Source organism: Streptomyces solincola (assembly GCF_002982015.1).
GTDB classification, from domain to species: domain Bacteria; phylum Actinomycetota; class Actinomycetes; order Streptomycetales; family Streptomycetaceae; genus Streptomyces; species Streptomyces solincola.
Genome location: NZ_PVLV01000224.1, coordinates 1 through 25,217, shown reverse-complemented (window position 1 = coordinate 25,217; position 25,217 = coordinate 1). Strand labels below are relative to the sequence as shown.

Below are 25,217 nucleotides of genomic sequence, written 5' to 3'. Positions count from 1 at the left end.
CAGTCGAGGAGGGTGGCCCGTCCGGCGAGTCGGGTGCCGCGGGTGCCGGTGAACAGTGGGGTGTCGGTGACGTTGATGCCGGCGTAGACGAACGTGGCTCGCCCGCCTGGCCCTCCTGGGCGTCCGAGGGCGAGATGGGCCGCCAGGGGCCCGTACAGGGGACGAGGTGTTCGCCGGCACGGTCAACGGCACCGGTGGCCTGCGCGTGCGGGTGGAACGCGACCCCGCGGACTCGGTGATCGCCCGGATCGTGCGCATGGCGAGGAAGCCTCCGAGACCAAGGCCCCCACCCAGCCCTGGTGGCCGCAGCCGAGCACCCCAGCGAGCACCCCCTGGCCCGCGCCGTCGTCCAAGCGGCCCGCGAACGCCACCTCCCCCTGGCCGACGCGACCGGCTTCATCTCCACACCCGGAGCGGGCGTCAGCGCCACCGTCAACGGCCGCGCGGTACGGGCCGGATCGCCGGCCCGCCTCGCTACGACCGCCGACGCGCCGACCCGTGACCTGGTCAAGGAACTCGAAGAGCGGGGCCGCACCGCGGTAGTCGTTCTCGTCGACGGCGCACCGGCCGGGGTGCTGGGCCTCTTTGTCCGGCTGCGCCCGGACGTTGAAGCCACCGTCACCGCCCTCACATCCTCACCGGGCCCACCCCGGTCCTGCTGACCGGTGACAACGAGTGCGCCGCCCGCCATGTGGCCGCCGAGGTCGGCATCACCGACGTCCGTGCCGGACTCCTGCCGCAGGACAAGGTGACGGCCGTGCAGAAGTGGGAAGCCGAGGGCCGTCGGGTCCTGGTCGTGGGCGATGGCGTCAACGACGCCCCCGCCCTGGCCGCCGCCCACAGCGGCATCGCGATGGGCAAGGCCGGCTCCGACCTCGCTCTGGAGACCGCCGACGCCGTCGTCGTCCGCGACGACCTCGCCACCATCCCTGCCCTCATGACCCTGTCCTGCAAGGCCCGCACACTGGTGATCCAGAACCTGGCCATCGCCGGGATCTTCATCACCGCGCTCGTTGTCTGGGACCTGATCGGCACGCTTCCCCTGCCGCTCGGCGTCGCCGGCCACGAAGGCTCCACCGTCATCGTCGGCCTCAACGGCCTGCGCCTGCTGCGCGAACGCGCCTGGACGAGCATCCCGCCCGACCAACTCCGTGAGCACGCGCACCCGACACGACCGTACGGCGGCCCCCCCACCCGGACGGCGGGTGGCAACCGGTGCACCGTCACCGTCAGCCGGGGATGCTGCTGCGGCGCCCTGGCCAAGGTTCCCGCTGCGACCAGGAAGCCCAGATCGCGGACCTGCGTGGGACGCCGTCAGCCGTCGCGGTGGTTCGCCGCACCGACTGCCTCGGCGCGTGCGAGCGCGCCGACGCCACCGGCATCCAGCCCTCCGCTCAAGGACCCAAGGCCGCCGGCAGGCCGGTCCGGCTCGGCCAGGNNCCTGGCCGAGCCTCCCGGCATCCCTCGACCTGTCGCCTTCCAGCCCTCTCCCGCCACGTCCGCGTCGAGTTCGCCTACGAACAGAGCGCCACCATACCCACGGCCAGCGCGACTGGTTCGGCCCTCATGCAGGGCCGAGCGAGCCATGTGCCGTTCAAGCCGATCCCTTACCGTGCCCGCAGACCGGCGGAGCGCCGCGGGCGTACCTGGCAAGGAGTCACGAACGTGAGCAGCAACCCTTCACCCGCAGCCGGGCTGCCGGACGAGCTCCAGCGGCGTCTGGGGGCGGGGGACGCGGTGGTGATCGGGCTCGGGGCCATGGTCGGTGCCGGGATCTTCGCCTCCCTCGCCCCAGCCGCTCGCGCGGCCGGCTCCGGTCTCCTGTTCGCTCTCGCCCTCGCCGCTGTCATCGCCTACTGCAACGCCACCTCCTCCGCCCGGCTCGCCGCCCTCTACCCCGCCTCCGGCGGCGCCTACGTCTACGGGCGTGAGCGCCTGGGCGAGTTCTGGGGCTACCTGGCCGGCTGGGCGTTCGTCGTCGGCAAGAGCGCCTCCTGCGCGGCCATGGCCCTGACCGTCGGGGCCTACCTCTGGCCCGGCCACGCCCACGCGGTCGCGGTCGCCGCGGTGGTGGCCCTGACCGCGGTCAACTACGCGGGCGTGCAGAAGTCCGCCCTGCTCACACGCGTCATCGTGGCCGTGGTCCTCGCCGTGCTCGCCGCCGTCGTGGTCGCCTCGCTGACCTCGGGCACCGCGGACACATCTCGCCTGGACATCGGCTCGGACGCGACGGCGGGCGGCGTGCTCCAGGCCGCCGGGCTGCTGTTCTTCGCCTTCGCCGGCTACGCCCGCATCGCCACCCTCGGCGAAGAAGTACGCGACCCGGCCCGAACCATTCCCCGGGCCATCCCGATCGCCCTCGGCATCGCCCTCGTCGTCTACGCGGTCGTCGCGGTGTCCGTCCTGCTCGTCCTCGGTCCGGACGGCCTTGCCGCCGCCGGCGCCCCACTGACGCAGACCGCGCAGGCGGCCGGCGCCCACTGGCTCGTCCCCGTCGTCCGCGGCGGCGCCGCCATCGCCGCCCTCGGCTACCTGCTCGCCCTCATCCTCGGCGTCTCCCGCACCACCCTGGCCATGGCACGAGACCACCACCTGCCCCACGCCCTGGCCGCCGTGCACCCGCGCTTCAAGGTTCCCCACCGCGCCGAACTCCTCGTCGGCGCCGTCATCGCCATCGCGGCCGGGAGCACGGACGTGCGCGAAGCGATCGGCTTCTCCTCCTTCGGTGTCCTGGCCTACTACGCCATCGCCAACGCCTCGGCCATGACCCTGACCCCGGCCGAAGGCCGCCCGGCCCGGTTCATCCCCGTCGTCGGCCTCACCGGCTGCCTCGTCCTCGCCTTCGCCCTCCCACAAGCCTCCGTGATCACCGGAGCCGCCGTGATCCTCGTGGGCGCCGCCGCGTACGGCATCCGCCGCGCGACCGCCCGCCGGCCGTAGGCACACCCAGCACTGCAGCGGGCCGGCAACGAAACCGCCCTCAGCGGCGACGAGAACCGTCTCGTGGAGGTAGGCGGCGTCGTTCTACCGGATGCCAGGCACGAGTCCGCTACGAAGGAGGCGCGATGGTTCCGCAGGAGCTGAAGTACACCGAGGAGCACGAGTGGGTGCAGGTGCTGTCCGAGGGCAGGGTACGGGTCGGGATCACCGACTATGCGCAGGGCCAGCTCGGTGACATCGTCTTCGTGCAGCTTCCGCGGGTGGGCGAGACCCCCGTCGTAGGGCAGGCGCTGGGTGAGGTGGAGTCCACCAAGTCGGTCTCCGACATCCGCACACCGCTGGCGGGGGAGCGTCGCGGCGGTCAACAGCGAGCTCGACCAGAGCCCCGAGAGGATCAACGAGGACTGCTACGGCGAGGGCTGGATCGTGGAGATCGACGTGGCGGACGCCGCTGCGGTCGACAAGCTCCTCGACCCGGACCAGTACGCGGAACTCATCGCGCAGGGCTGACGGGCCACCGCCCCACCACCCCGACGACACGGCAGCGTCCGGCCAAGGCACCGGCGGCCGGTGCGATCGGGGCGGCCGGCCACCGGTGCCACTGGCGGCATCAGGGCGACGATCCACATCTTCCGCAGGTGACCGACGGCGGTCTCGGCTGCGTACCGTAGGCCGGGACCACCGTTCGCCGTACGAGGCTGCCGCCGGCCCTCAACCGGGGCCGGCGGCAAGCCGATCGTCGTCAGCGGCCGGTGCGTCGGCTCAGGGCTCGGCGTTCGGCCCGTCGTCGGCGCCACTGCCACCAGCTCGGCGCGTAGCCGAGTTCTCTCCGGCAGGCGTCCAGGAACGCGCTCTGCGCGGCGACGACGGCGTCGGCCTGGTGCTGGAAGACCTCGGCCTTCTTCTCGTTCAGCTCCAGGTCGCTGGCGCGGGCCACGACCTCCTCGGCGGCTGCGATGACCTCGAGGGTGCCGCACAGCCGGACGCGGTGCAGGGCCCCCATCAGGTCGCTGGTGGCCTCCCACATGGTGGGGAACTGACTGATCAGCAGCTTGCGGGCCGGGCGGCCGGCTTCCCGGGCCAGGTGGGAGAACTGGTAGGCGTAGATGAACGCCCGGGTGGAGGCGTCGAGGAGCCGGGCGTAGGCCGCGCCGCGGTCTTCCTAGCTGCCGGTCCGGGGAACGCCCGTCGGGCGGTATCGGCCGATCAGGGCGCTGACGACGCTGCCCGTGCCCCTGATACGGCTGCGGTCACGGTCGGCGTTATGAAGTCCATGACCGGTTCTACCACCGCAGACAGGTGCGCGACGGGGGGATGAAGCGGCCGGCATCCATCCGCCGGGGCGGGTGACAAGGATGCCGGCCTGACCGAAACCCGCACCCACCCTCGGAGGGTGGTGCGTGTTCGGGGCCGATCGTAGCGGCTGGGTCCCGTGGTTGGGAAACACGCAGTACCTTTTTCTCGACCCTGTTGTGTGTGAGTTGCCAGGAGACATCCCGTCATGATCAGAGCTGATCGCCGTGTCGATGTGCGTACGGTGGCTGACTTGGCCGAGCAGGCCGGCAGGCCGTTGAAGTCCTACGCCAACACCCGCCCTTACGCCCGTCCCGGTTTCCCGGCGCCCGTCAGCTCGGCGGGCGCGCGCGTGCAGCTCTGGGACGGCCGGCAGGTCGATGCGTACCTGGCGGGCCGGACGGTGCTGCCGCTTCCGCCCGCCGAGGAGGAGCGGGAGGACGACCTGCTGGATCGCCGGGAGTGCGCGGCGCTGCTCGGCCTGTCTCCGCGCACCTGGGACACCTACAAGAGCGATCCCGCGCTGGCTGGCCACCTCCAGGTGGTGGGCGGCGTCGAGCACTGGCCCCGCGCCGCTGTGCGCCAGTTCGCGGCCGCCCGCGCCGTCCGGCCGACGGCTCCGGCCGGACGGCCGAAGGGGGTCGGCGACCAGGTCCCGCGCGAGCAGCTCCAGGAGCGGGTCGCCGCGATCCTGGACGCCGACCCGACCGCGAGCGCCGCCCGCCTGACCGAAGCGCTCGGCGTCTCCCGCCCCACCGCCCAGGACGCCCTGACTCGCCTGCGGGCGCAGCGGATGGCCGACGCCATGGAAACCGACCCCGACTTGACCCCGCAGGGCGCGGCGCACCAGCTCTGCTACCCGGGCGGGCAGGTCCGGCGCGCCGTCGTCCTGGCCGCCACGATCCGGCGCGGTCGGTGCAGCGCGGCGTATCTGGCCGACGTCGCCGCGGCGCTGCACGCCGCCGGCTGGACGACGACGCCCGCGGCGCCCGAGGTCCAGCACCCGGATGTGGAGACGTGCGCGGCCGCCATCGTGCTGGACACCCCCGCCGCCCCGGCGCCGGCGGTGGTGTGGGAGGAGCGCACGGGGTGGCGCACCGCGGCCAGCCGCCGGCACCCTCTCGCGTCGGCCGGGTCGCAGCAGGGCGCAGCCGACGCGATCCGCCCCCTGGCCACCGGCGCCACCCCGCCGCCGGCCGCCGTGGTCGCCGCTCTGTCGACGGCCGGCTGAAAGAGAGTTTCATCCCTGTTCATGTGTCTGCTCCCAATGCGAGAGCCTTCGGATCATGAGAGGGGCAGTGGCAAGATGTGCTGATGGGGATGATCGATAACGACAGTGAGGCCGTCCAGTACGTACGGTTCCAATCGCCTCACCGGAACGGACGAGGCCATTTCACCGGCGTTTTCGGGCTCGTCGATAATCTGGCGAGGGAGGGAGAGCTCTCGGACGAGCAGGAGAATTTCCGCCGTAACAGCAACAGTTGGTACGACGCCGCGTACACCGACCCCTCGACCGTTGACCCCCACGTCTACGACGATGAGATCAATCCTGGCGCGGCGGCATGGTTCAAGCCGTCAGCCACTCATCTCCTCGCGCGCGTCTCCGGTTATCTGGAGATCCTGTCCGCGCACGGCGTCGACTGTCGAGCTCTGCGTTCCGCAGACCCGGGGCGGGTCATCTACGAGGACGACGTACAGATCGTGGTCGTGCCACATGCACTGGACTCGACTGCCGCCCACGAGAGCACCAATACCTAGAGGTGACGCGGCGCGCAGCCAGGTTGTGCGTCAGGTGTCGCGCCAGTTCGGGGTGGATTCGCGGGGTGAGTCTGCGGCTCATGAGGTCGATCGTGGCGATATGGATCATGGCTTCGGAGCGGTGGGGGTGGGTTTCGTAGTCGCGAGCCGGCGGTGGCGCATGAGCCAGCCGAAGGCTCGACCACCCACCGCCGGGGGATCACCTTGAAGCCTTTGACGCCGGCCTAGCCACGAGGGCTCCGACGCCGCGATCACACCAGCCACGGCAAGATCATCTCAGCACTGGCCGGCAGTTACGGGACAATCTGTAGGTGGGCGACCTGGTCGCGCCAGCGCATCCCCAGGCGGCTTATAAGAAAAGACAAGTGGTTGGTGTGAATCTCGCGGTCGCTGGAGTGGTCGCCCGCCACCCTGGGGCGATGGTCCGTAATCGAGGATCTCACAAGTCATGCTTCGCACCCCCAGCCCACGCCTCACCCTCTCACGGGGGGAGGGTGGCTCGCCGCTCCCACCACCGGAGTAATCGGGCGGTGGAATTGCCGCATGCCATGAACATCTGCCCGACAGAAGTTCAACGGCAACACCCAGAGAGAAGCGACGTGGGCACAAGGATTCAGTCGGCAGCGGTGTGTCTGATGCTGTCCGTGGCGGCGGCCAGCAGCATCACCATCAGCAGCGCCCATGCCGACACCCATGGCGATCAGGACTACCCCCAGAGCGTGATCAATATGGGGAACGGCAACAACATCGCCGGCCGGGACAACACGGTCGGGTCCGGCCACACGGTAGGCATCGGACACACAGTCACCTCCGGCGTAGGCGGCCATGCACCGCCGGCCATTCCCACGGCCACGACCGTCACGGTCCGCAACGAGCTCTCCACGGCCCTGACGAACACCGGCTCGGTCATCCTGCCGGGCGTCAGCGTCACACCTCGAAACCCCATCCCGCCCCAGGGCAGCAGCAGCTACACGATCACCTGGAGCCAGGGTGACACCGCTGCGAATCGGGTCACGCTGGCTTACCAGATCGGCGGTGACCCGACGCGCAGAGTCAGCATCAGCACCTACATCGAGGAGGACGGGACTCTCGAGACCCTGTGCACGGCCCCCAGCGGCATCCAGTGCATGGTCGCAGGCCCTCAGAGCGGCCCTGAGATCACCATCAGTTAGGTCGCGTCCAAGCAAGGGGCAGGCGCGTACTCCTTGCCGGCTGCCGCCGGCCCGCTGGGCAGGTCGCCCAGCAGGCGGCAGCCGCCACTCTTCCCTCGTCGGCTTCCGTCGACGGGGGGAGTTTCGCCGCACTCACCACTGGACTAATGGCCCTGTGAGGTCCCGCCCGCCGCGATCATCTGGACGACATGATTTCGGTGCTCGTGGAGAGAAGCGGCGTGAAGTCCAGGTTCAAGGCAGCGTCAGCGTGTGTGATGTTCTTCGTGGCCGCGGTAGGCGGTGCTCCCGCCGCCCAGGCCGACACGTATGACAATCAGCGCGACACGCAGACGATCATCAATATGGGAAACGGCAACAACATCGCCGGCCGGGACAACACCGTCGGGTCCGGCCACACGGTGGGCGTCGGTCACACCGTCGGCTCGGGCGTCGGGAGCCAGCCCGTCATTCCGCGGACGACCACCGTGACGGTCTCGAACGGCCTCAACGCCAATCCCCCCGACGATGACCCGAACACCCTCATCGGAGGAGGAGGGCAGGGCGGGCCGGGNNCGACGGCCCCGCGTACTGCGCTGTCGCCAGCCCGGCCACCACGAGCCCCGGGGTGTTCCTCTGGGCCCTCAACGACCCCGCCCAGTAGCACCGCCGCAGGCCGCGTGATGTGACTCGGTTCCCCTGCGACAACGCCGGTCCACGGTGTCGCAGGGAAACCGAGGAGGAACCAGACCAGCAACAGAAAACCGGGGAGTGCCGCCGCCGTGGCGGCGGCACTCGCCGACGTTCTCTAGAAGTCGTCCGCGATGCAGGAGGCGCAGATCTCGCGGGAGGCGGTGACCTGTGTGGCATCCGAGTCGGCCCCGTGGTCGGCGGCCAGTGCGGGGGTGGCGAGGAGGGCGGCTCCCGCCACCAGGAGTCCCAGTACAGCGGGGATGGTCTTGCGCTTGGGTGACGGGCTCTTCGCGAAGCTCATACGGCTCTCCTCGTCTCTCGAGTGGCCAGCCTTCCGGCTGGGCATTCGTCTCGGTCAGCACCTACAGGATAGTTTCGGAAAGATAAGCGCCTCGTCATGGCAACCTTAAAAAGGCATTGCATCCATTACCTGAGCGCATTCCGTGATCGTGCTGCCGCCGGCGCGTTGGGTTCACGATCGGCCGGACTGGCGGGGTGTGGTCTGCACCTCATGCGCCGTCCTTCCCAACCGACCGGCAAAGCTTTACCCCCGCGCTAGAGCACGCGCCGGCCAACGCAGGGCTTGGACGGCCCGGCAGGGCGAAAAGAGGGTGCCGCTGCACACACGGCTCATCCGTGCTATCGGGACATGGCGGCAGCTGCACTTGCCACACCCACTATTGGAGCAACTGCATCGGTTGCGACCCTCCCCCGTGACTATGGCTGGGCGAATGAGCTCGCCGAAGTTACGGCTCCAGCACACCCGAACGGAGAAGATCACGATGAAGCACAGAACGCAGACGGCAGCGGTGTGCTTGCTGTTGTCACTGGCGACTGCAGGCAGCGCCCCCCCAAGCCTACGCGGACTCCTCGGACGACCGCGGACGCCAGGTCATCACGATCAAGGGCAACAACAACGTCGCCGGGCGCGACAACACCGTCGGCTCCGGTCACACAACCGGAGTGGGACACACCGTCACCACAGACCTCGATGCGGGGACCCCCAACTCCTCCTCCCAGGCAGTTCTGCTCAGCAACCGCACCGGCAGCACAATGACCGTTACGGCAACCACGGGAGACTTCAACACCTCCTGTCGGACGCCGCAGGTGGGAGAGCAAATTCCCAATAGCGGCGGACGGTACTGGTGCGCCACCAACCTACCCGCCACAACTCCGCAGGTCACGCTCTCGATCAATGACGGCAGCGGCGAGAGCGTCATTGTCCGGCCAGCAAGCAACGGCCAGACAACGTGCACAGTGACAAGCGGGCAGCAAACGCCGGTACACACCTGCGCGATCAACAACGACAACCCAGCAACCGTGGTTCTGACCGTGAGCTGAAGAAACGACCTCGGCCGACGACGGAAAGTGCGGGTTGTATGGCAGTGCCGGGCAGCGGCGAACACGGGACTGGCTGCGGGCCCTGAGTCCCGCGACGGGATCCGCGCTGAGCGCTACGAGCACCAGGTCGACCGGGAGACGAACGCCAGGGCGGCTGCCGACGCGATCCTGTTCTGGATCCACCGCGACATGCGCACGATCCCGGGCATGACGACCAACATCGAATTCGGTCTCGACGCTCCGGGCGGCCGCGCCGTCCTCGGCGCGCCGGCCGGCTGCCTCAGCCCGGAGAGAAACCGGTACCTGATCTACGTGGCGGGCCGCTTCGACGTCCCGGTGCGCACCACCCTGGCCGACACCGTGGCGCAGGCCCTCGCCCTGGCCGTCGCCTGAAAGAGCCCAGGTCCGGCGGGACTTGACACATAACCCGAGCGGTAGACTGACCCTGCGTACCGCGGCACCAGAGCGGAAACCGCTGATGAAGCCGAGGAGCTTAAAAAAAGGCCCCCGGCTGTGACCTTTCCCACTGCGAACTGACGTAGTGCTCTCAACGCCGAGACACCCGGGCTGGGCCTTCTTCCTCGTAGGCGGAGCGGCTTGCTCCCCGGCCCTAGTGAGCACGTGGTGATCTTCAAGATCGAGGCGTTGAACGCTCTCGTGTTCGGACTGGCGTTGTCCCTTGCGCGGGTGGTCTACGGGCGGACCCGCAGCATCGAGTCCGCCGCGGCAGCGGTGGGCATGGTCGTCATCCTGTTCACCCCGATCGACCCCGACGGGACGACCGGGCAGACCATCGCCCCGCGGCCGTCCCCCTCGGCGTCGGAACACCTCCCTGCCCTGTTCGGCCCCGCCCGGGCGCTGAAGCGGGCCCGCTCCCGCCGACACCGTCCTGGGCGGCCCTGCACCACTCGCCGGCCGCCCAGGAACGTCCCAGCGCTCCGTACGCGGTGGGCCTTCACCAGCGGCGCCGGAAGCGCAGCAGGGCGGCCACCACCTCGGGCAGCGCCTTCAACACAGCCACGGTGTCGGCGCGGTCGGCCCGGAACAGGGCGACGATGCAGACCACGCAGGCCAGCACCAGGGCGGTGAGGACGGCGATCGGCAGCACGGTCAGAAGGTCGATCATCATGTGTGTTCCTCCAAGGATCTGACGGAAAAAGGTGTCCCCCTCCGACGTCGATCACCGGGGGTAGCATCGCGCAGGGCCGGCGGTTAAGGGATGCAACTCTTGCCCGGAGCGGGGAAGTCGTGCAGCACGGAGGGACAGCCGTCCACGGATGAGCGACCGTTACGCAGGGCTTACACCTACGTTGTGCGGGGGTGGGCGCCGGATGTTTCCCTCGGTCGGCGGGTAGATCCCACCCGTATCGCCGGCCCCAGGCCAGGCGGCAGCCCGGCCGGTCGGTAAGCCATTTCCGCCCCGGTATCCGGCCATCGTCCGCTGTTGCGGCACCAGAGCCGCTGCTCCTCGCCACAACGGTGCCCTGGCCCCGCATTGGGGCGTGGTGGAGGGGAGGGGGCCGGTTCGGTGTTGACCATCAACGTGGCGGTGCTGCTCGCGGTGATCGTGGTGCTGCGCCTGCGTCGCCGTACCGAGGCCCGCAGCCGGCTGGACGAGAAGCTGACGGGCGTCCTGGTCCTGGCGCTGGGCGTGCTGCTGGCTCCGACGGCGTTCGGGCAGTGGCTGGCCGACGCGCTCGGCGAGGTCGCCCACGGCATCACGCAGAGCTCGAAGGACTAGCCCGTGCTTCACAGCGCCGCCGGCTCCGGCCGGCTCCGTCGGTTCGACTCCGCCACGCCTTGCCTGCGGCCTGCGGGGCACCGGTGGTGATCCGCCTGCCGGCCCGCCGCCCAAGCGCACCGCCCGCCGCCGCCCGGCCCGTTCACGCACGCGCCGCCCCGGCCGAGGACCTGCTCCGGCGCGCCGCAGGCGCGAGCCGCTGCGGCGCTTAACCCGCGGCCGCTGGGGCTGGGAGCGGGTGCTCGTGGTCGTGATGGCGGTCGCTGTGGTGTGGAGCGTGCTGGCCACCACGGCGCGCTGGCTGGCCGCTAACCCTGCGGTGCCCGCGCTCCTGGCGGCCGTCGCGCTGGGAGCGGGCGCGGTGTGGGGATGGCGACGGCGAGAACGGGAGCGGTGGCAGCGCGTCCAGACCGCCGGGCTGCGGTACGCGCTGCCGCAGCTCGACGCTCTGCACCACCGCGACTTCGAGTACGCGGTGCGCGACCTGATGCGCAGTGACGGCTGCGCGGACGCCGTCCAGGTCGGCGGCGCCGGCGACGACGGCGCGGACGTGAAGGCCACCGACCCGCACGGCCGGCGGTGGGTCATCCAGTGCAAGCACCGCGCCGCCGGCTGGTCGCAGACCGCCCGAGGCGAACGCTGCCTGATGCGGCACTGCAACGCGCCGCTCGCCTGCGGTCAGATGATCGTTTGACGACAGCTCGGATCGGAGGAATGAGCGGTGGTGGCTGCCGCGACGTCGTCATGGATGGGGAAGACCCGGTCCAGGCCGACGATGCCCATGATGCGGGCGGTATCGGCGGGAAGGGCTATGCCGGCGCCGTGCTCGGCGGCCCGGCCGCGGGCGGAGATCAGCACGCTGAACCCGCTGGAGTCGCAGAAGCCAGACGGGCCAGATCCAAAACCAGCAGTTGACCTGGGGCAAGGGCGAGACTCTCCACGATCTTGCGCAGGTCGAGCGCCGTGTGGTGACCGAGGTCACCGGTGATCTCCAGTATCGGGCCGGTGGCGGCGTCTCGGAGGGTGATCGTGAGTGGACTCATGTCGGGTCTTCGCTTGCGGGGGCGGCCAAGGAGGCAGGAGTGGCGGGCACGCCGAGGGCGAGTAGCGCAGTGTCGTCGTCGAGTCCGTCGCCGAAGGAGTCGAGCAGCCCGGACAGGGCGGTGATCAGGGCCTGTGGGCCCGCCGGCGACTGGCCGGCGGTGAAGGCGCGCAGGGCGTCCTCGCCGTACAGCTCGCGCGCGGGCCCGATGCGGGCTTCGGTGAGACCGTCGGTGTAGAGGAGCAGGGTGTCGCCGGGCCGCAGGTCGGTGTGGGCGGCGGTGAACGGGGCCTGGGGTAGGACGCCGACAAGCAGCCCGCCGGGGGTGGGCAGGTAGTCGGCGCTGCCGTCGGCGCGGTGGATCAGCGCGGAGGGGTGGCCGCCGGAGGCCAGGTGCACGCCCACATGGCCATCGGCGGGTTCGAGGACGCCGAAGATGGCGGTGCAGTAGCGGCCCTCGCCGCTGGCGTACCGCTCGTGCAGCACCGTGTTCAGCGTGCTGAGCGCGGTGACGGGGTCGGCGTCGTGCAAGGCTGCGGCGCGCAGGGTGTAGCGGGCCAGCGACGTGACCGCAGCGGCCTGGGGGCCCTTGCCGCACACGTCACCGAGGAAGAAGGCCCACCGGCCGCCGTCCACGGGGAACAGGTCGTAGAAGTCTCCACCCAGCAGATCCGCTGAGGCCGTGTGGTAGTAGGAGCCGGCCTCCAGGCCCGGCACCACGGGCAGGGCGGCGGGCAGCAGGCTCTGCTGGAGAACGGCGAGCGCCTCCTGGAGCCGGGCACGGTCGGCTTCGGACTGCCGGTGTGCTTCTTCGGCCGCCTTGCGACCGCGCAGGAGTTCGGCCTCGTAGGCGCGGCGGTCGCGGGCGTCGAAGACGGTGGTGCGGATCAGCATCGGCTCGCCGTCCTCGCTGGTCTTCACCTTCGAGGTGACCAGCACCGGCATCCGCTGCCTGCCGGCCGCCTTGATGTCCAGGGCTATACCGCTGACCTCGCCCTTCATCTGCAGCAGCGGCGCGAAGTGCGTCTCGTGGTACAGCTTGCCGCCCACGGTGAGCAGATCGGCGAACCGCATCTTGCCCACCACCCGGGACCGCTCCAGACCCACCCAGTCCAGCAGCGTTTTGTTGATCTTCGCGATGGTGCCGTCCATCAGCGTCGACAGATACCCGCACGGGGCCTGCTCGTACAGCTCCTCCGCACTGTCCTCCAGCAGCGAGGTGAAGACCGCGTCCGTGGCGCCCACGTCATGCTCCCCACCCGGCTCGGGCACCGACTCATCGGTGCGGCACATCATCAGGCCGCTCCGATGAACGCGGTGATCGCTCCCGCGGTGGCCTGGGGGGCGCTCAACTGCGGGCAGTGACCCGTCGCCTCCAGGGTGACCAGCCGACTGCCGGGGATTGCGTCGCGGACGTAGGCGCCGACCTCCCGGGGGGCGATCACATCCTGCCGGCACTCCAGGATCAGTGTCGGCACCATGACCGTCTCCAGGTCCTCGCGGCTGTCGGACAGGAACGTCGTGCGGGCGAAGACGCGGGCCATGTCCGGGTCGGTGGCGCAGAACGAGGTCGTCAGCTCCCGGCCGAGTTCCGGCCGGTCAGCGTTGCCCATGATGACCGGGGCCATGGCCGCCGACCAGCCCAGATAGTTCGACTCCAGCGACTCCAGCAGTTCGTCGATGTCCTCGGCGCTGAACCCGCCCCGGTAACCGTCGCCGTCGATGTAGCAGGGGGACGGAGCGATCATCACCAACCGGGACAGACGCTGCGGGGCCTTCGCCGCCGCCAGTACCCCGACCATCGCGCTGACCGAGTGCCCCACGAACGTGACGTCCCGCAGGTCCAGCTCTTCGCAGACCTCCAGCGCATCCGCGGCGTAGCCGCCCAGAGAGCTGTAGCGCCGCTCGTCCCAGGCCGACGCATCCGCTCGGCCCGAACCCACGTAGTCGAAGAGCACCACCCGGTAACTCGCAGCCAGCGTGGGAACCACCAGGCGCCACATGTTCTGATCGCAGCCGAACCCGTGGGCCAACAGGAGCACCGGCCCGTCCGCACGGCCCGTGACGGTGACATTGTTCCTGCGGCGGATATCCATCCCCCCAGTCTCCCACCGTCCTCATCACTTCCAGCAGGGGCCCGAAGCCGGGCCTGTGATCAACACCGGCCGCCAACGGACATGCACCCCACGCCCTCTCCCCTGCATCGTCACGCCGGGCAGCACGACGGCCTGGCCTTCCTCCTCGCGCAGCGGCTCCCGCACCGCCGCATAGTGCCGCCGCCACCCGGGCGGCCAGGCCGGGTTCCAGTGCTCATCCACCGCCGCGAGCGCGGCCGCCCGGTCGGGGTGGCCGTCCAGGGCGCCCGGCCTGCGCAGGTCGCCAACCACTGACCCACCGGCCGATCCAGCACTGTCGCGGTCCGGGGCGGGGCGCTCGTCGTGGTCGACGGTGACCCGGTGAAACGCCTCCAGTGGCGGATCGGTTGACCCGGCCGGGTGGCCTCTGCGTCCGCCGGACACCTCCCCCTGGCCGGGAGCTCCCGATGGACCGGAGGTCAGCCCACCGGGTGGCTTCGAAGGAGCCGAGGCGGTCGCCCCGTCCGCCATGGTGAGGGGACGACGTGTTTTGAGCCGGCCGGTGTCGCCGCCCCGGCCACGGCGCTCGACGATCCGCGTCGGGGTTCAGCAGCGCGACGTCCCGGCGCACCGGTGGGCGCGCCCCGACATCGAAGGCAAGACACCGGCACACGTGTCCGCGGCCAGATCCGGCCGCACACCTCGCGCATCGGCCAATGTCCACGATCACCCCCCGGGCGACCACCCCGACGCCCTACCGTCGCGGCCATGACGATCCCTACCGAGCCGATCGGCAGCATCCCGCGCTCCCCTGAGCTCCTGGAAGCGTTCACCGCGCGCGCCAAGGGCCTGCTGACCGACGCCGAGCTGGCCAAGCACCAGGAAGCGGCCGCCCACGAGACGCTGGCCCGCCTGGAGCAGACGGGCAGCCCCGTCCTTGTCGACGGGGAACAGGCCAAGCCGAGCTTCGCCACCTACCCGGTCGCGGGTCTGGACAACCTCTCACCCGACGGTGCGGTCATCCCCTTCGCGGACGGACACACCCGCCGGCTGCCCCGCCTCACTGCCGGGCCCTTCCGGTACCGCGTACAGGCCCAGTCCTTCCAGGCCACGGCGCGACGGCACACCGACAAGCCGGTCAAGCAGGCCGTGATCGCCCCCTCCGCCCTCAGCCTCCTCTACCCAGAGACGCCGCTGGACGGGTACTCCCGTGAGGACTTCCTGCGCGACCTCGCCGACGAGGCCGAGGCCGACATCCGCGGCTGCCTGGACGCCGGCGCCCACGCCGTCCAGCTCGACTTCACCGAGGGGCGGCTGTCGCTGAAGCTCGACCCCAGCGGCGGCGTGCTGGACGACTTCGTCGCCCTCAACAACGAGGTCCTCGGCCGGTTCAGCGATGCCGAACGCGCACGGATCGGCATCCACACCTGCCCCGGCGGCGACCAGGACTCCACCCACAGCCTCGACATCGACTACGCGGAGCTGCTGCCCAGGCTCTTCCGGCTCAACGCGGGCGCGTTCTACCTCCAGATGGCTGGCGAGACCGACCCGGAGCGCGTCCTCGCCGTCGTCGCGGCCACCCGCCCGCCGGCCGCCCGGGTGTTCGTAGGCGTCATTGACCCGATTTCCCGGGCCGTCGAAACTGCCGAGGAGGTACGCGACCGGGTACTGCTCGCCGCCCGCCACATCCCGGTCGAGCACCTGGGCACCTGCGACGACTGCGGCTTCTCGCCGTTCGCCGACGACACCTCGACCTCCCGCGACCTGGCCTTCGCCAAGATCTCCGCCCGTGTCGAGGGCACAGCCCTGGCAGCGGAGGCCCTCGGCGTCTGACCACGGCCCGCGAAGGAACCCGCCCCGATCGCCCCCCGGGGTAGCGATGCGGAGCCGGAACGACCGGTCAGTCCCTCCGCCGGTCCGGGTCGCACACGGTCATTCCCCGATATCACACAGCGGGGCTCGCAGTGACGAGGGGGGGCGCCTCAAGGTCCCTCAAAGGTCAAACCGGCTACCTCATCCGCACGTTGGGCAGTGCGAAGGCGGTAGCGCCGTGATCGGTGTGACGGCCGGCCCTGTGAACCGTTACCGGCGCGGCGCGCGCACCGCCCGCCCCGACGTCGCCGCCAGGATCGAGCAGGCGGTGCGCGAGCGCTGGCAGCCCCGCGTCCGCCGGCGCCGCCGGGCCGCCATCACCGCCGGGATCACGATCGAGACCCGGGCCCGGTTCGGCTGCACCGCTCCGATCGGCACCACCGACGACGGACGGATGCGCCGCCTGACCGTCCACCTGCCCCCGAGTACGCCCGCCAGCTGTTCGGCGCCCGAGACGCCGGAGCCGGCGACCAGCGGATGTGCGGCATCGTCGCCGAGAGGTTCAAGGACGTGTCATTCCAGGGTGGCGGCACCCGCGCACTGGGCCTGACGGACGTGCAGCTCCAGGACATTGACTACCTGGATCTCGACTACTGATCAGGGCCGGGCAGCCCCCGGCGGGCCGCCGGGGCCATTGAGCCGAAGCACGGTGGTTGTCACATGGGCGGGTCTGTTGTCACCGGCCTTCCGTTGGCCGGAGTTCTCCGGTTGAGCAGCGAGTCCGCGATCGCGACGGAGTGCGGAGCGAGCATGGTCCCACCGTCGTCGATGTCCCAGAGCGAGTTCTGCAGCAGCCGTCCCAGGGTCCAGCCGGTCGCGCGTGCGCGGTCCAGGCCGAGGACATCGGTGAGCAGGTCGAAGCGGCGCCGCACGATGCGCAGGGTGTCGCCCTTCGCCACGACGTCGTCCCACCTGCTGTCCAGGGCGGGCCACAGATCGAATCCTGGGTCGCCGGCCAGTGGCTCGGGATCGATGGCGATCCACGGCTCGCGCTGCGCGGCGAGAACGTTGTCGTAGTGCAGATCCCAGTGCAGCATCCGGTCCCCGGGCTCACCGGCCAACTCGGCCACTGCCGATGCCCAGCTGCGCAGGAGCTTACGGTCGGCCGGGTCGACCAACCTCATGATCGCCCTCGAGACCTGATCCAGCATCTCGGAGGCGATGTCGCCAAGACTGCGCAGCCCCTGCGGCGCAGGGACCGCGACCAGCCGCGCGTGGAGCTCGGCAAGGGTGCCCATCGCCACGTCGTCATCGTCGATCGAGGCCACCGTGCGAGCTCCGTCCAGGCGCTCCAAGAGCATGCTGCTGCTCACGGGGTCGTGATCGAGCAGTCGCACCATCCCCTGGCCGTTCCAGGTACGAAGGCCGATCAGTGCGGCAGTGGTCTCCTGACGGGGCATCTGGAGTCTCAAGACCGCGGGCGTACCGTCGGGGCGCAGCACCGGCAGTACCAGTGAGGCTTCTCCGGCTCTTGCAGTGCCATCCCGTTCCAGATCCCAGCGTTCCAGCATGTTCGCCGCGAGAGTCGGCAGTCCTGCGATCCAGGCTCTCCCCTCCTCGCCGAAGCCCGCGGCATACGACGCCGCCAGGTAATGCGGGACCTCGTCACCTTCCAACCTGCTCACATCAGACCTCCATCGCAGGCAACCAGCTGCGCGCCGCAACCTACCGGAGGTCCACGGACAGCCTGCCGTCGCGGCGCACCAGCCCACTTGAAGCCAATCGCGCTTCGGCACACCAACAGCCGCCGGGTTGTCCAGCGATTGGGGGGCCCATCGGCTCGCATGGGGTCCCCGCATACGGCATAGGAGATACGCATATGACCAGTACGGAGCGGCATTTACGGCTCACCGTGCCCCTCCTTGATGTTCGCGGCCCCGGCTACGAGCGACGCATCGACCTCCACCAGGGTCTGCTCGAACTGACCTGCAGCCGCAACACCTCCGTTCCGCCTCCGAACCGCATGCAGAAAACGATCAGTTACCCCGCCGCGCCTCCGCTGGTGGTCGGCCCGCGCCGCCCGGCCGCAGCGCTTGCCAGTGCCGTCCCCGCCGATGCTCCGCAGCCCCTGACCGGCGCTGTCGCTGCCCACGCCCGGCCCCCGGACCGCCGTGTCCTATCCCGTTCGTGCCGCATTGCCCACTCGCCGCTGCGCCAGCCTCATGCCGCTGCTCCGCGTCGCGGCACCCGGCTCGTCCGGGGCTGATTTGCGCCCGGCCCCCGGCACCGCGCCGTCGAGCGCCGCGTCGCCACCGCCCTGAACTGCTCCCGTGAACAGGTCCGCGTCCTCGCCTCCCGAAACCCCGGCCCGCCACCGAGCGCAGGGCCGGCGCTCACTTCCCCGGACCGACCGGAGCGGTGGCGGCGATCATCCGCAGGACCGCCTCGACCACTGCGTCGGGCCGCTCGGTCTGCAGGTAGTGCGTCGTCCCCGCCACGGTGCGGACGGCCGCCTGGGGGAAACGCCGAGCGAAGGCCTCCTGGGCGGGTTCCCATGCGTCCGCGACCGCCTGCGGGACCTCCGCCGCCTCCCGTTCCGCCAGGAGGGTGGTCAAGGGCACCGGCGGAAGAGGGCCGGCGGCCTCGGCTTGGGCGAGGCTGGCGTCCAGGTCGTAAGCCTCCACGGCCCCCACACCCGGGACTGGCGTAGGGCGGAGGATGGGCTGCTGGAAAGACGAGTCCCACACCTCTGCGGGCAATCGTCCCTTAAGATCGGCGGGCAACCCGTCCACGGAGACCAGCCCCAGGACCTGCTGGGGGTAGGCGCGCGCGTAGTGATAGGAGAGGAAGCCGCCGAGCGAGTGGCCGACGAGGACGTACGGGCCCTCTATCCCCGCCGACGACAGCAGCGATCGAAGTTCGACGACGACGTCGCGTGAGGTACGCGGCATGGCCACGGCAGTGCTGCGGCCGGGAGCCGGTGGGTCGCCTTGCAGATAGCTCCCGGGACGGTCGTAGGCGCATACCCGGGTGCTCTCGGCGAGAGCGGGTGCGACAGCCTGCCGCCCGCCCACGGCGAGGTCCCAGATGTCCGCGCCGTTGCCGTAACCGGAGAGCAGGACGACCGTGGGTGATCCGGGCGGTGCGACACCTCGGCACTGCAGGAACACCGCACGTCCGTCGACCCCCACCGGTTTCGCGAAGTCGCCCGGCCCGTCCAGGGGCGGTGCCGAAGGCGCCGAGGTGGAATCGCGTGGAGCGGCATGCGGGTGCGGAGCCGCCGCACGGTCGTGGTCGAGGCGCCCGCAGGCGCCGACGGTCACACCCAGCACCAGGGTGAGGGCCAGAGCCCGCCATCGGACAGGGGCACGCATCAAGGCTCCCTCTCGCTTTCGACTTCCTCCATGTAGAGCCGTTGTACAGGGGCCCGGCCACCGCCGCACCAGCACGAGCTTCGCGGCGCCGCCGCGATGGACGAGGGCCGGCGCCGCGGGGCCGTGGAAGGCCGCACCCGAACGCACCCGCGCATTGCAGCGCATGCCGGCGAACGCGCGGCGCTGCTCTGCGATCCACGCTCCGAGCGGGAACGCGCCCTCCTTGTGCCCGTAGGGCACCCGCGCGTGCCCCTCCCGTGTCGCGTACTCCTTCAACCGGCTCCAGCCGCGGGCCCAGTCCTGCCGCTCGACGTCGATCACGTTGAAGCTGACCCACTCCGCGACCAGCCGCGGGTCCCGAGGAGCCGCAAACCGCAGCAGTAGCCGGGATTCCTCCTCACCTTCACCCGGTGCCGCACCGATGCCCGTAGAGGGGTTCAGGGCCCTTCTCTGGGGCTCCTGCGGAATCGCCAGCAGCTCCACCGCTTCCTCATCGTGCGCACGCAAACCCTGAAGCACCTTCACCAACGGCCGATAAGAACCGGAAGTAAACATGTCCTCCGGCCCGTCTCCGGGCTGAAGGAATACCGGTACGATCAGCGATGCCAATTTTCCCTCACCCGGCTTCTGCCGCAACGCCCGCCCGATCGCCTGCACAATGTCATGAGACACACCCTTGGGATCAAGGAGCGCAACCGAATCCACCGCCCGAATGTCCACCCCTTCGCCCAAGACCCGGCAGTTCGACAGCACCGCCCGCCGCGCCGTCGCACCGAACTGCCGCAGCACCTCGCGCCGCTGCTCGGCCGGATGCTCTCCGCACAACCAAACCGCCCACACCCGCCCCGGGTAGGTCCCGGACCGGTCGGCATGCTGCTTCGCGGCCACCGCCTCCAGGCCGGCCGCGAACGCCTGCGCCTCCATCGTCCGATGATGGAAGGTGATGCACGTCTGAAGCCCATGGGTCGCCATGGCGTGCAGGAGCGCCACCTGAAGCGCCCCCAGCCGCTCCCCGCGCACCTGCTCGCTATGCCGCTCCTCACCCCGCAGCCGCTCCGGCGTCACCACCGGATCCGCCAGCTCCAACACGATCACCTGATACCGCGCCAGCACCCCCCCGGGAGACGGCCGACGCCAAGCTGAGCTTGTAGAGCACCGGGCCCGAAGACCGCTTCGTCGTCCATGCTCGCCGCCAACTCCGCCGGCAGCGCCTCCCGCACCCCCTCAGCCACCACGTAGACCGCCCGCCCCTGCCAAATCCGCGGCGTCGCCGTCATATACAGCCGCCGCCCCGCCGGAATCACCGCCTGGTCGTGCACCGCAGCCCACGCCTTACCCATCGACCCCGACGTCCGGTGCGCCTCGTCCACGACCACCAGGTCCAGCGGCGCGAGCCGCTGCCCGTAGGCACCGGCGAAAGCCTCCTCCAGCACCCCCAACGACGCATACGTCCCGAACATCAGCACCGGCCCGGACCCATGCCACATCGCCAGCCGCACGGAGTTCGTCGTCGCGCGCACCCGCAAGTTCAACTCGGGGTCATCATCCAGGGAGCACACCACCATCGCCGGCCCCTGGTGCCCGGCCTCCCGCCACGCCGTAACCGTCTGCGTCAGCAGGTCCAGCGTTGGCACCAAGACCAGCACCCGCCCCCGCGGGGCGATCCGCCGGGCGGCCGCCGCCGCCATGACCGTCTTACCGGTCCCGCACGCCGCGTGCACCTGACCCCGCAACCCACCCTGGGGAATTCCCCCCGCCGGAATATCGAAGCCGCGCACAATCGCTTCCACGGCTTCGATCTGGTGGTCACGCAGTTTCAGCGGCATTCCTGTCTCCTTGGCAAAGAAGGGGCGGCTCCTGCTTGCCGCTGTCGCGCCGGGGTGATTCCCGACTCCTTCCAGATGATCTCCATCACCGTCGGCGCGAAGACGCACGTGGACCAGATGTCTCGACCGACCAGAGCGAGCGCAAGTTGGGCTGCGGGCGCACTGGTGACGATAGGCACCCGCCCCGGCCGGCCAGACCTAACTGGTGGAGGAAGACTGCGCGTGCCCCAGACGCGCAGTTCCGCACCTGCACCGTCCGTTCCGGTCGGCTCGACGCCTGGGTGGATGGGAGGCGGACCGAGATGCTGTGCGAGGGGCTCGGCTTCACTGTCGGCTCGTCGTTGACGTGCTGTCCGCCTGATGACACCTCACTCGATGCCCTGTCAGGCTCGCACAGTCATTGCATATTCACCTTCGTACAGGCATGACCATATGGCTTCGCCGCTCGCGTACTCGCCTGACCAGCGAAGACGCCTACGCAGTGCAGGCGCGCCATTAGTTCACATTACAATAAAATCGGGAACCTGTATGTCAATATCGAGTGCCGCCCTGCGCTCCGCCGTGGCGATCGTCGTCGCGGCCATGACTCTCGGGGCGGCCGCCTGGGCATCCACCGCTGATCACCAGATGTCGTCCGCTCGCGCTGCGGCTGTAGTCGACAAGCCACCGGAACCGCTCATCTGACCGTCCCTCGGGCCAACGCCGGTGAGCTGGTGGACGACGCCGGCGGAGCCCGTGTCGAGTTCCCAGAGTGACCGGCAACGACGGCGTCCAGATCGGCATCGGTTTGCCGGGGTCAGCCCGAGCAAGCGCGAACACTTCAACTCACGGCACCGTCGTCTACACCCAACCCACTGCCCCGCTGGACGTGTCCGCCCAGGTCGGCCAGGACGGCACTGTCAGTGCACTGATCACCCTCAAGGACGCGACAGTGCCCACCGAGCAGCGCTTCCCCCTCGACCTGCCCGACGGAGCCCACGCGACCGTCACCCAAGACGGAGGCGTGGTCGTAAGCAACCACGAAGGCGAATTGCTCGGTACCTTCTCCAGCCCCTGGGCCAAGGACGCACACGGCAAAGCCGTACCCACGAGCTACCGCCTTGAAGGCAACGTCCTGGTCCAGGCGGTGCGAACCAACGCCGACACCGCCTACCCGGTCGTCGCCGACCCCAGGTGGTGGGACAAGACCAAGGAACTCGTCGGCGGCATGATCTCAGACACCTGGAATTCCATGAAGTGCGGCGGCGCCCTCGCCGCAGCCTTCCACCCCGGCACGGCCAGCTACAAGGCCATCAGGGCCGCAGGCGGAGTGAAGAAGCTCCTCGCTGGTCTGTCCGGCGTCAACAGCAAACGCGGCGCTGCCGCTGTCCTGGGCTCCGGCTTCACGACCTGTTCAAAGTCCAATCCATCAAAAAGGCATGCTTCGACAACCTGAAGTAGCCGCAGCGCTCAAGAAAGAAAAGGAAACAGTGAGTCGCCAGAGCAATGACCCACTGAGTGGACCAGCCCTCTAGGCCCGGGACGCCGCGAAAGCAGGTGTCCTCTACATGTTCGGCTACTTCTCGGTCAGCAACCTCATCGATCATCCGCTCGACACCCGGTGGCTGCTCCTGCCCGCAGCAGGGGTGGTCAGGCTCGTACTCGCGGCGGGCTGGACAGGCATCGGCGACCGTCCCTAGTTCATATGGGGGACCGCGCTGCTCATCGTCATTCTCACCATCGTGGGCGCAATCCAGTCCTGACAGCGGACCCGGAATCTGCCCGCAGCGGCACCGCCGCACCCGCCCACGACGAAGCACCGCCCACCTCTTGAAGCTGGCACCCGACCGGCACGCACGACGCTCCATCTGGCAAGACCGAGAGGTCTTGCCAGATGGAGCCGACCGATCCCACCACCAGCTCAACCGACCGGCCCGGACACGGCCCAGGCCACCGTCCGGACAAGCCGGCCGACACCGACACCAAGGCTGAGGAGCTGCGGTCGGTTGCCTCCTGCCACTGGCCGAGCTGGAGGCCCCATGGCCGGCCGGGGCCCTCTCACCCCGCTTGCCATCCTGGTGAGATCCAGGGCGCGGCTCTCCCGGTGGGCTCGTTGCTCACCGTGCTCTTGGTGGTGTGGCTCCGCCTCATCGGAATGCCAACTTGCGGCCGGCTTGTTCATCCCTGATGGCAGCCTCCTCGGGATTCGGTGACGAACCCTCCCAGAGCCCCGGCAGCAGCCCCTGGCCTGTGCTTGGCTAGTTCCGGTGGTGCCGCGCCGCGCGTCGGCGTGCATGGCCTCGGGCGTTGCGCACCTGCCATGCCTCGCCCGCCCTCGATGCGCATGAATTACCGATTTCCAGCGTCGTTTCCGGCAGGGAGGGGGCATCGTCCCCGGTTTCGGCTCTTCTTTCTGCTCGATAACGTTCCAGGGGCGCGGGAACGAGCTCGTCAGGATGGTGGAATTCGTGCCCAGCCTCGGGGAACAGAACCAGGACTCCGGAGTTATAGGTTTCCTCCAGGACGATCCCGACGGTGTCGTCGGGATGGTTGCTGTCCCCGACTGGTGTGACGATGTCGCCTGGGTGCCAGCGCGGTTTCCAGTCCCTTCCCTGTCCCATAACTGCCCCTTTCCTGTCTGCGTGCTGTCCTTTAGTCGAAGCGCCCGTTGTTGCAACCCCGCCAGCCTACATGGCCGTTGACCCAGTACGCGGTGATGATCCCCTTGAGCCCGACATAGGTCGCGCCCTTTCCGATGGTCAGCTCGGAAGTGATCACACACATGGTGCGCTTGCTAGCACCTCCGCCATACTGCGCGGTGTGGGTCGTAGTGTTTGGGAAGCGGTGACCCCAGCTGCCCTTGGTCTGGTTGCTGAGCGCCTTGTCCCACAGAGCCATGGCCGCCTTGTCCGTGGGGTGGTTGAACTTCCGGGCGTGTGTTCCGCCGGCCTTGATGTGCTTCATGCCGTACTTGCTGCTGCCAGCCCGAATGACGGTGTCCTTGGAGTCGCCGAGGAACCAGTAGAGGATCTTCTGTTCCTTCGGTCCGCTCTTGGTGCCTCGCGAGCACGGGCCGTCGAAGTCGCAGCCCCAACCCTTGGGCTTGCTGGTGTGGTAGCTGGCCTGGGCAGGGGTGACGGCCAGCATGGTGATACTCGCAGCTGCGGCGAGCGCGAGAACGGCTTGTCGTTTCACGATATTCCTTCAACGTAGGGGATATACGGCTAGCTCATGAGACAGAAGCGATGATCTTTTGTCAATAAGGAGAATATTTAACCGCCGATGGCTTGTATTTATGGTGCAACCCTTTATTGGGCGATTTTGACGCTACGAGGGACTGGAGGTATGCCGCCCCGTCACCCCAGAGGGAAGAACCCCCAATCTGTGCACAGCAACCCAACCTGATGCAACACCACTCGTTGCTGCCCCGGCGGAGCCGGGTGGTTGAGGTCGGGAGCGCAGCGGAGTCCCGTAACCGGGAGGCGCTACCCGGATCCGCGTCAGCGGATCCGTTCGCTCCCTGCGCGGCTTGCCGCGCAGGGCTTCGCGTCTTGGGCGCTGACCCGGCGGGAGGTTCCGCTGCGTCAGGTCTGCCGTTAGGTTGGCAGTTGTTCGTACCCCCGAGCAGGGGGCTAGGGCACCCCTTTCTGCAGTCAGGCAGGCGGGGACCTGGTCCAGAAGGGGTATGAACATGAGTGATGACCGTAGGTCGCCTCGTCGGGAACGGCCGGCTGCCGAGTTTGCGAAGCGAGTCGTCGTGGCACTGAGCGCGCGTGCTCTGTGGACAGTGATCGTGGAGCTAATGCGAGGCGACAGCTGATCCTTTGCCAAGGGCGGGGTGCTTGCCCCCTGCGAGCCCTACCCACCGGCCCCGCTCGGGCCTTCAGCCGAAGGCCCGAGCGGGGCCGGCACAGTAGGCGTATCCGCCCCCTTTCCGTAGCCCGTCTCGTGCCAGCGGGCCGTAGGGCCTGGAGACGCAGGCAGAAGAGTCATTGGGGAGCGCAGCGGCCAGCCGATCCCGCAAGCGGGATCGGCTCGGGGCGGAGCGCAGCGGAGTCCCGTACCCGGGCTGCTTGCGGCCCGGGTGACGCCTCCCGCTCGCGGGAGGCGTATTGCCCGCGCTCGCGCGGGCAATTGGCGGTGCGTCAGCACCGCCCGGATCCGCGTCAGCGGATCCGTTCGCTTCCTGTGCGGC

General features: G+C 69.6%; 23 protein-coding genes and 5 pseudogenes. 15 read left to right on the top strand and 13 right to left on the bottom strand.

Translation table 11 applies throughout. The annotated features are described in order from the left end of the window. Positions 1-98: pseudogene (locus C6N75_RS31630) on the bottom strand (ATP/GTP-binding protein); the annotation flags it as partial. 23 nt (positions 99-121) lie between these two features. Here C6N75_RS31630 and C6N75_RS16010 point away from each other — a divergent pair. The 4 genes and pseudogenes from C6N75_RS16010 to C6N75_RS32310 all read left to right on the top strand — a co-directional run. After that, a pseudogene (locus C6N75_RS16010) lies at positions 122-1,126 on the top strand (HAD-IC family P-type ATPase); the annotation flags it as partial. A gap of 539 nt (positions 1,127-1,665) precedes the next feature. Beyond that, complete coding sequence (locus tag C6N75_RS16005) at positions 1,666-2,940, top strand: APC family permease (RefSeq protein ID WP_258177442.1); 1,275 nt, start codon at positions 1,666-1,668, stop codon at positions 2,938-2,940. 125 nt (positions 2,941-3,065) lie between these two features. Then, positions 3,066-3,230: pseudogene (locus C6N75_RS32315) on the top strand (glycine cleavage system protein H); the annotation flags it as partial. A 4-nt stretch (positions 3,231-3,234) separates the two neighbouring features. Continuing rightward, a complete protein-coding gene (locus tag C6N75_RS32310; protein ID WP_258177441.1) occupies positions 3,235-3,450 on the top strand; it encodes a glycine cleavage system protein H in 216 nt (71 codons plus the stop codon). 232 nt (positions 3,451-3,682) lie between these two features. Here C6N75_RS32310 and C6N75_RS15995 read toward each other — a convergent pair whose 3' ends face one another. Further along, positions 3,683-3,967, bottom strand: a complete 285-nt coding sequence (locus C6N75_RS15995) for a hypothetical protein (protein WP_105869578.1) — start codon at positions 3,965-3,967, stop codon at positions 3,683-3,685. A 510-nt stretch (positions 3,968-4,477) separates the two neighbouring features. Here C6N75_RS15995 and C6N75_RS15990 point away from each other — a divergent pair. Further along, positions 4,478-5,464: a DUF6292 family protein gene (locus C6N75_RS15990; RefSeq protein WP_258177440.1), complete on the top strand. Its 987-nt coding sequence runs from the start codon at positions 4,478-4,480 to the stop codon at positions 5,462-5,464. 83 nt (positions 5,465-5,547) lie between these two features. Beyond that, positions 5,548-5,991, top strand: a complete 444-nt coding sequence (locus tag C6N75_RS15985) for a hypothetical protein (protein WP_105869583.1) — start codon at positions 5,548-5,550, stop codon at positions 5,989-5,991. A gap of 30 nt (positions 5,992-6,021) precedes the next feature. Here C6N75_RS15985 and C6N75_RS31615 read toward each other — a convergent pair. Further along, positions 6,022-6,206 (bottom strand): annotated as a pseudogene (locus C6N75_RS31615) (IS5 family transposase); the annotation flags it as partial. Between the two features lie 420 nt (positions 6,207-6,626). Between C6N75_RS31615 and C6N75_RS15975 the strand changes: the two are divergent. Further along, positions 6,627-7,163 (top strand): hypothetical protein, encoded by a 537-nt coding sequence (locus tag C6N75_RS15975; RefSeq protein ID WP_105869576.1) that lies wholly within the window; start codon positions 6,627-6,629, stop codon positions 7,161-7,163. Positions 7,164-7,947: 784 nt separating this feature from the next. On the opposite strand, the gene C6N75_RS15970 is transcribed toward C6N75_RS15975, so the two are convergent. Beyond that, entirely contained in the window at positions 7,948-8,133 is a 186-nt protein-coding gene (locus C6N75_RS15970) for a hypothetical protein (protein WP_105869575.1), read from the bottom strand. Between the two features lie 662 nt (positions 8,134-8,795). On the opposite strand from C6N75_RS15970, the gene C6N75_RS30215 reads away from it, so the two are divergent. Together C6N75_RS30215 and C6N75_RS31610 are read left to right on the top strand one after the other, a co-directional pair. Beyond that, complete coding sequence (locus tag C6N75_RS30215; RefSeq protein WP_146132576.1) at positions 8,796-9,173, top strand: hypothetical protein; 378 nt, start codon at positions 8,796-8,798, stop codon at positions 9,171-9,173. 207 nt (positions 9,174-9,380) lie between these two features. Continuing rightward, entirely contained in the window at positions 9,381-9,566 is a 186-nt protein-coding gene (locus C6N75_RS31610; RefSeq protein ID WP_258177439.1) for a hypothetical protein, read from the top strand. Positions 9,567-10,128: 562 nt separating this feature from the next. Here C6N75_RS31610 and C6N75_RS30710 read toward each other — a convergent pair. Continuing rightward, positions 10,129-10,302, bottom strand: coding sequence for a hypothetical protein (locus C6N75_RS30710; RefSeq protein ID WP_181160488.1), 174 nt, complete (start codon positions 10,300-10,302; stop codon positions 10,129-10,131). Positions 10,303-10,701: 399 nt separating this feature from the next. Between C6N75_RS30710 and C6N75_RS15960 the strand changes: the two genes are divergently transcribed. Together C6N75_RS15960 and C6N75_RS15955 are read left to right on the top strand one after the other, a co-directional pair. Continuing rightward, positions 10,702-10,914 (top strand): hypothetical protein, encoded by a 213-nt coding sequence (locus C6N75_RS15960; protein WP_105869574.1) that lies wholly within the window; start codon positions 10,702-10,704, stop codon positions 10,912-10,914. Between the two features lie 253 nt (positions 10,915-11,167). Then, the gene (locus tag C6N75_RS15955) at positions 11,168-11,608 is read left to right on the top strand and encodes a restriction endonuclease (protein WP_105869582.1); all 441 of its coding nucleotides are present in this window, start codon (positions 11,168-11,170) and stop codon (positions 11,606-11,608) included. On the opposite strand, the gene C6N75_RS32115 is transcribed toward C6N75_RS15955, so the two are convergent. From C6N75_RS32115 to C6N75_RS15935, 4 genes are all read right to left on the bottom strand, one after another. Continuing rightward, entirely contained in the window at positions 11,593-11,772 is a 180-nt protein-coding gene (locus tag C6N75_RS32115) for an STAS domain-containing protein (RefSeq protein WP_105869573.1), read from the bottom strand. The two genes, C6N75_RS15955 and C6N75_RS32115, sit on opposite strands and share 16 nt — an antisense overlap. A gap of 181 nt (positions 11,773-11,953) precedes the next feature. Then, positions 11,954-13,252, bottom strand: coding sequence for a PP2C family protein-serine/threonine phosphatase (locus tag C6N75_RS15945; protein WP_407703228.1), 1,299 nt, complete (start codon positions 13,250-13,252; stop codon positions 11,954-11,956). Further along, complete coding sequence (locus C6N75_RS15940; protein ID WP_105869571.1) at positions 13,252-14,052, bottom strand: alpha/beta fold hydrolase; 801 nt, start codon at positions 14,050-14,052, stop codon at positions 13,252-13,254. Before C6N75_RS15940 ends, C6N75_RS15945 begins: the two co-directional genes overlap by 1 nt. A gap of 24 nt (positions 14,053-14,076) precedes the next feature. Continuing rightward, complete coding sequence (locus tag C6N75_RS15935) at positions 14,077-14,343, bottom strand: hypothetical protein (protein ID WP_105869570.1); 267 nt, start codon at positions 14,341-14,343, stop codon at positions 14,077-14,079. 456 nt (positions 14,344-14,799) lie between these two features. On the opposite strand from C6N75_RS15935, the gene C6N75_RS15930 reads away from it, so the two are divergent. Together C6N75_RS15930 and tpg are read left to right on the top strand one after the other, a co-directional pair. Then, positions 14,800-15,864 (top strand): cobalamin-independent methionine synthase II family protein, encoded by a 1,065-nt coding sequence (locus tag C6N75_RS15930; RefSeq protein WP_105869569.1) that lies wholly within the window; start codon positions 14,800-14,802, stop codon positions 15,862-15,864. A gap of 152 nt (positions 15,865-16,016) precedes the next feature. Then, positions 16,017-16,500, top strand: a pseudogene (tpg, locus tag C6N75_RS31605) (telomere-protecting terminal protein Tpg); the annotation flags it as partial. A gap of 59 nt (positions 16,501-16,559) precedes the next feature. Here the strand turns inward: tpg and C6N75_RS15925 are convergent. The 3 genes from C6N75_RS15925 to C6N75_RS32250 form a co-directional block, all read right to left on the bottom strand. Continuing rightward, positions 16,560-17,528 carry an aminoglycoside phosphotransferase family protein gene (locus tag C6N75_RS15925; protein ID WP_181160487.1) on the bottom strand — a complete coding sequence of 323 codons (969 nt, stop codon included), beginning with the start codon at positions 17,526-17,528 and terminating at the stop codon, positions 16,560-16,562. Positions 17,529-18,236: 708 nt separating this feature from the next. Further along, positions 18,237-20,306: an alpha/beta fold hydrolase gene (locus C6N75_RS32255; RefSeq protein ID WP_407703227.1), complete on the bottom strand. Its 2,070-nt coding sequence runs from the start codon at positions 20,304-20,306 to the stop codon at positions 18,237-18,239. Positions 20,307-20,308: 2 nt separating this feature from the next. After that, complete coding sequence (locus C6N75_RS32250; protein ID WP_407703226.1) at positions 20,309-21,043, bottom strand: DEAD/DEAH box helicase family protein; 735 nt, start codon at positions 21,041-21,043, stop codon at positions 20,309-20,311. A gap of 751 nt (positions 21,044-21,794) precedes the next feature. Between C6N75_RS32250 and C6N75_RS15905 the strand changes: the two genes are divergently transcribed. Next, positions 21,795-22,478, top strand: a complete 684-nt coding sequence (locus C6N75_RS15905) for a hypothetical protein (protein ID WP_105869567.1) — start codon at positions 21,795-21,797, stop codon at positions 22,476-22,478. A 112-nt stretch (positions 22,479-22,590) separates the two neighbouring features. Next, positions 22,591-22,722 carry a hypothetical protein gene (locus C6N75_RS31600; protein WP_258177438.1) on the top strand — a complete coding sequence of 44 codons (132 nt, stop codon included), beginning with the start codon at positions 22,591-22,593 and terminating at the stop codon, positions 22,720-22,722. A gap of 952 nt (positions 22,723-23,674) precedes the next feature. On the opposite strand, the gene C6N75_RS15900 is transcribed toward C6N75_RS31600, so the two are convergent. Next, entirely contained in the window at positions 23,675-24,217 is a 543-nt protein-coding gene (locus C6N75_RS15900; protein ID WP_146132575.1) for a hypothetical protein, read from the bottom strand. Between the last annotated feature and the right edge of the window lie 1,000 nt (positions 24,218-25,217).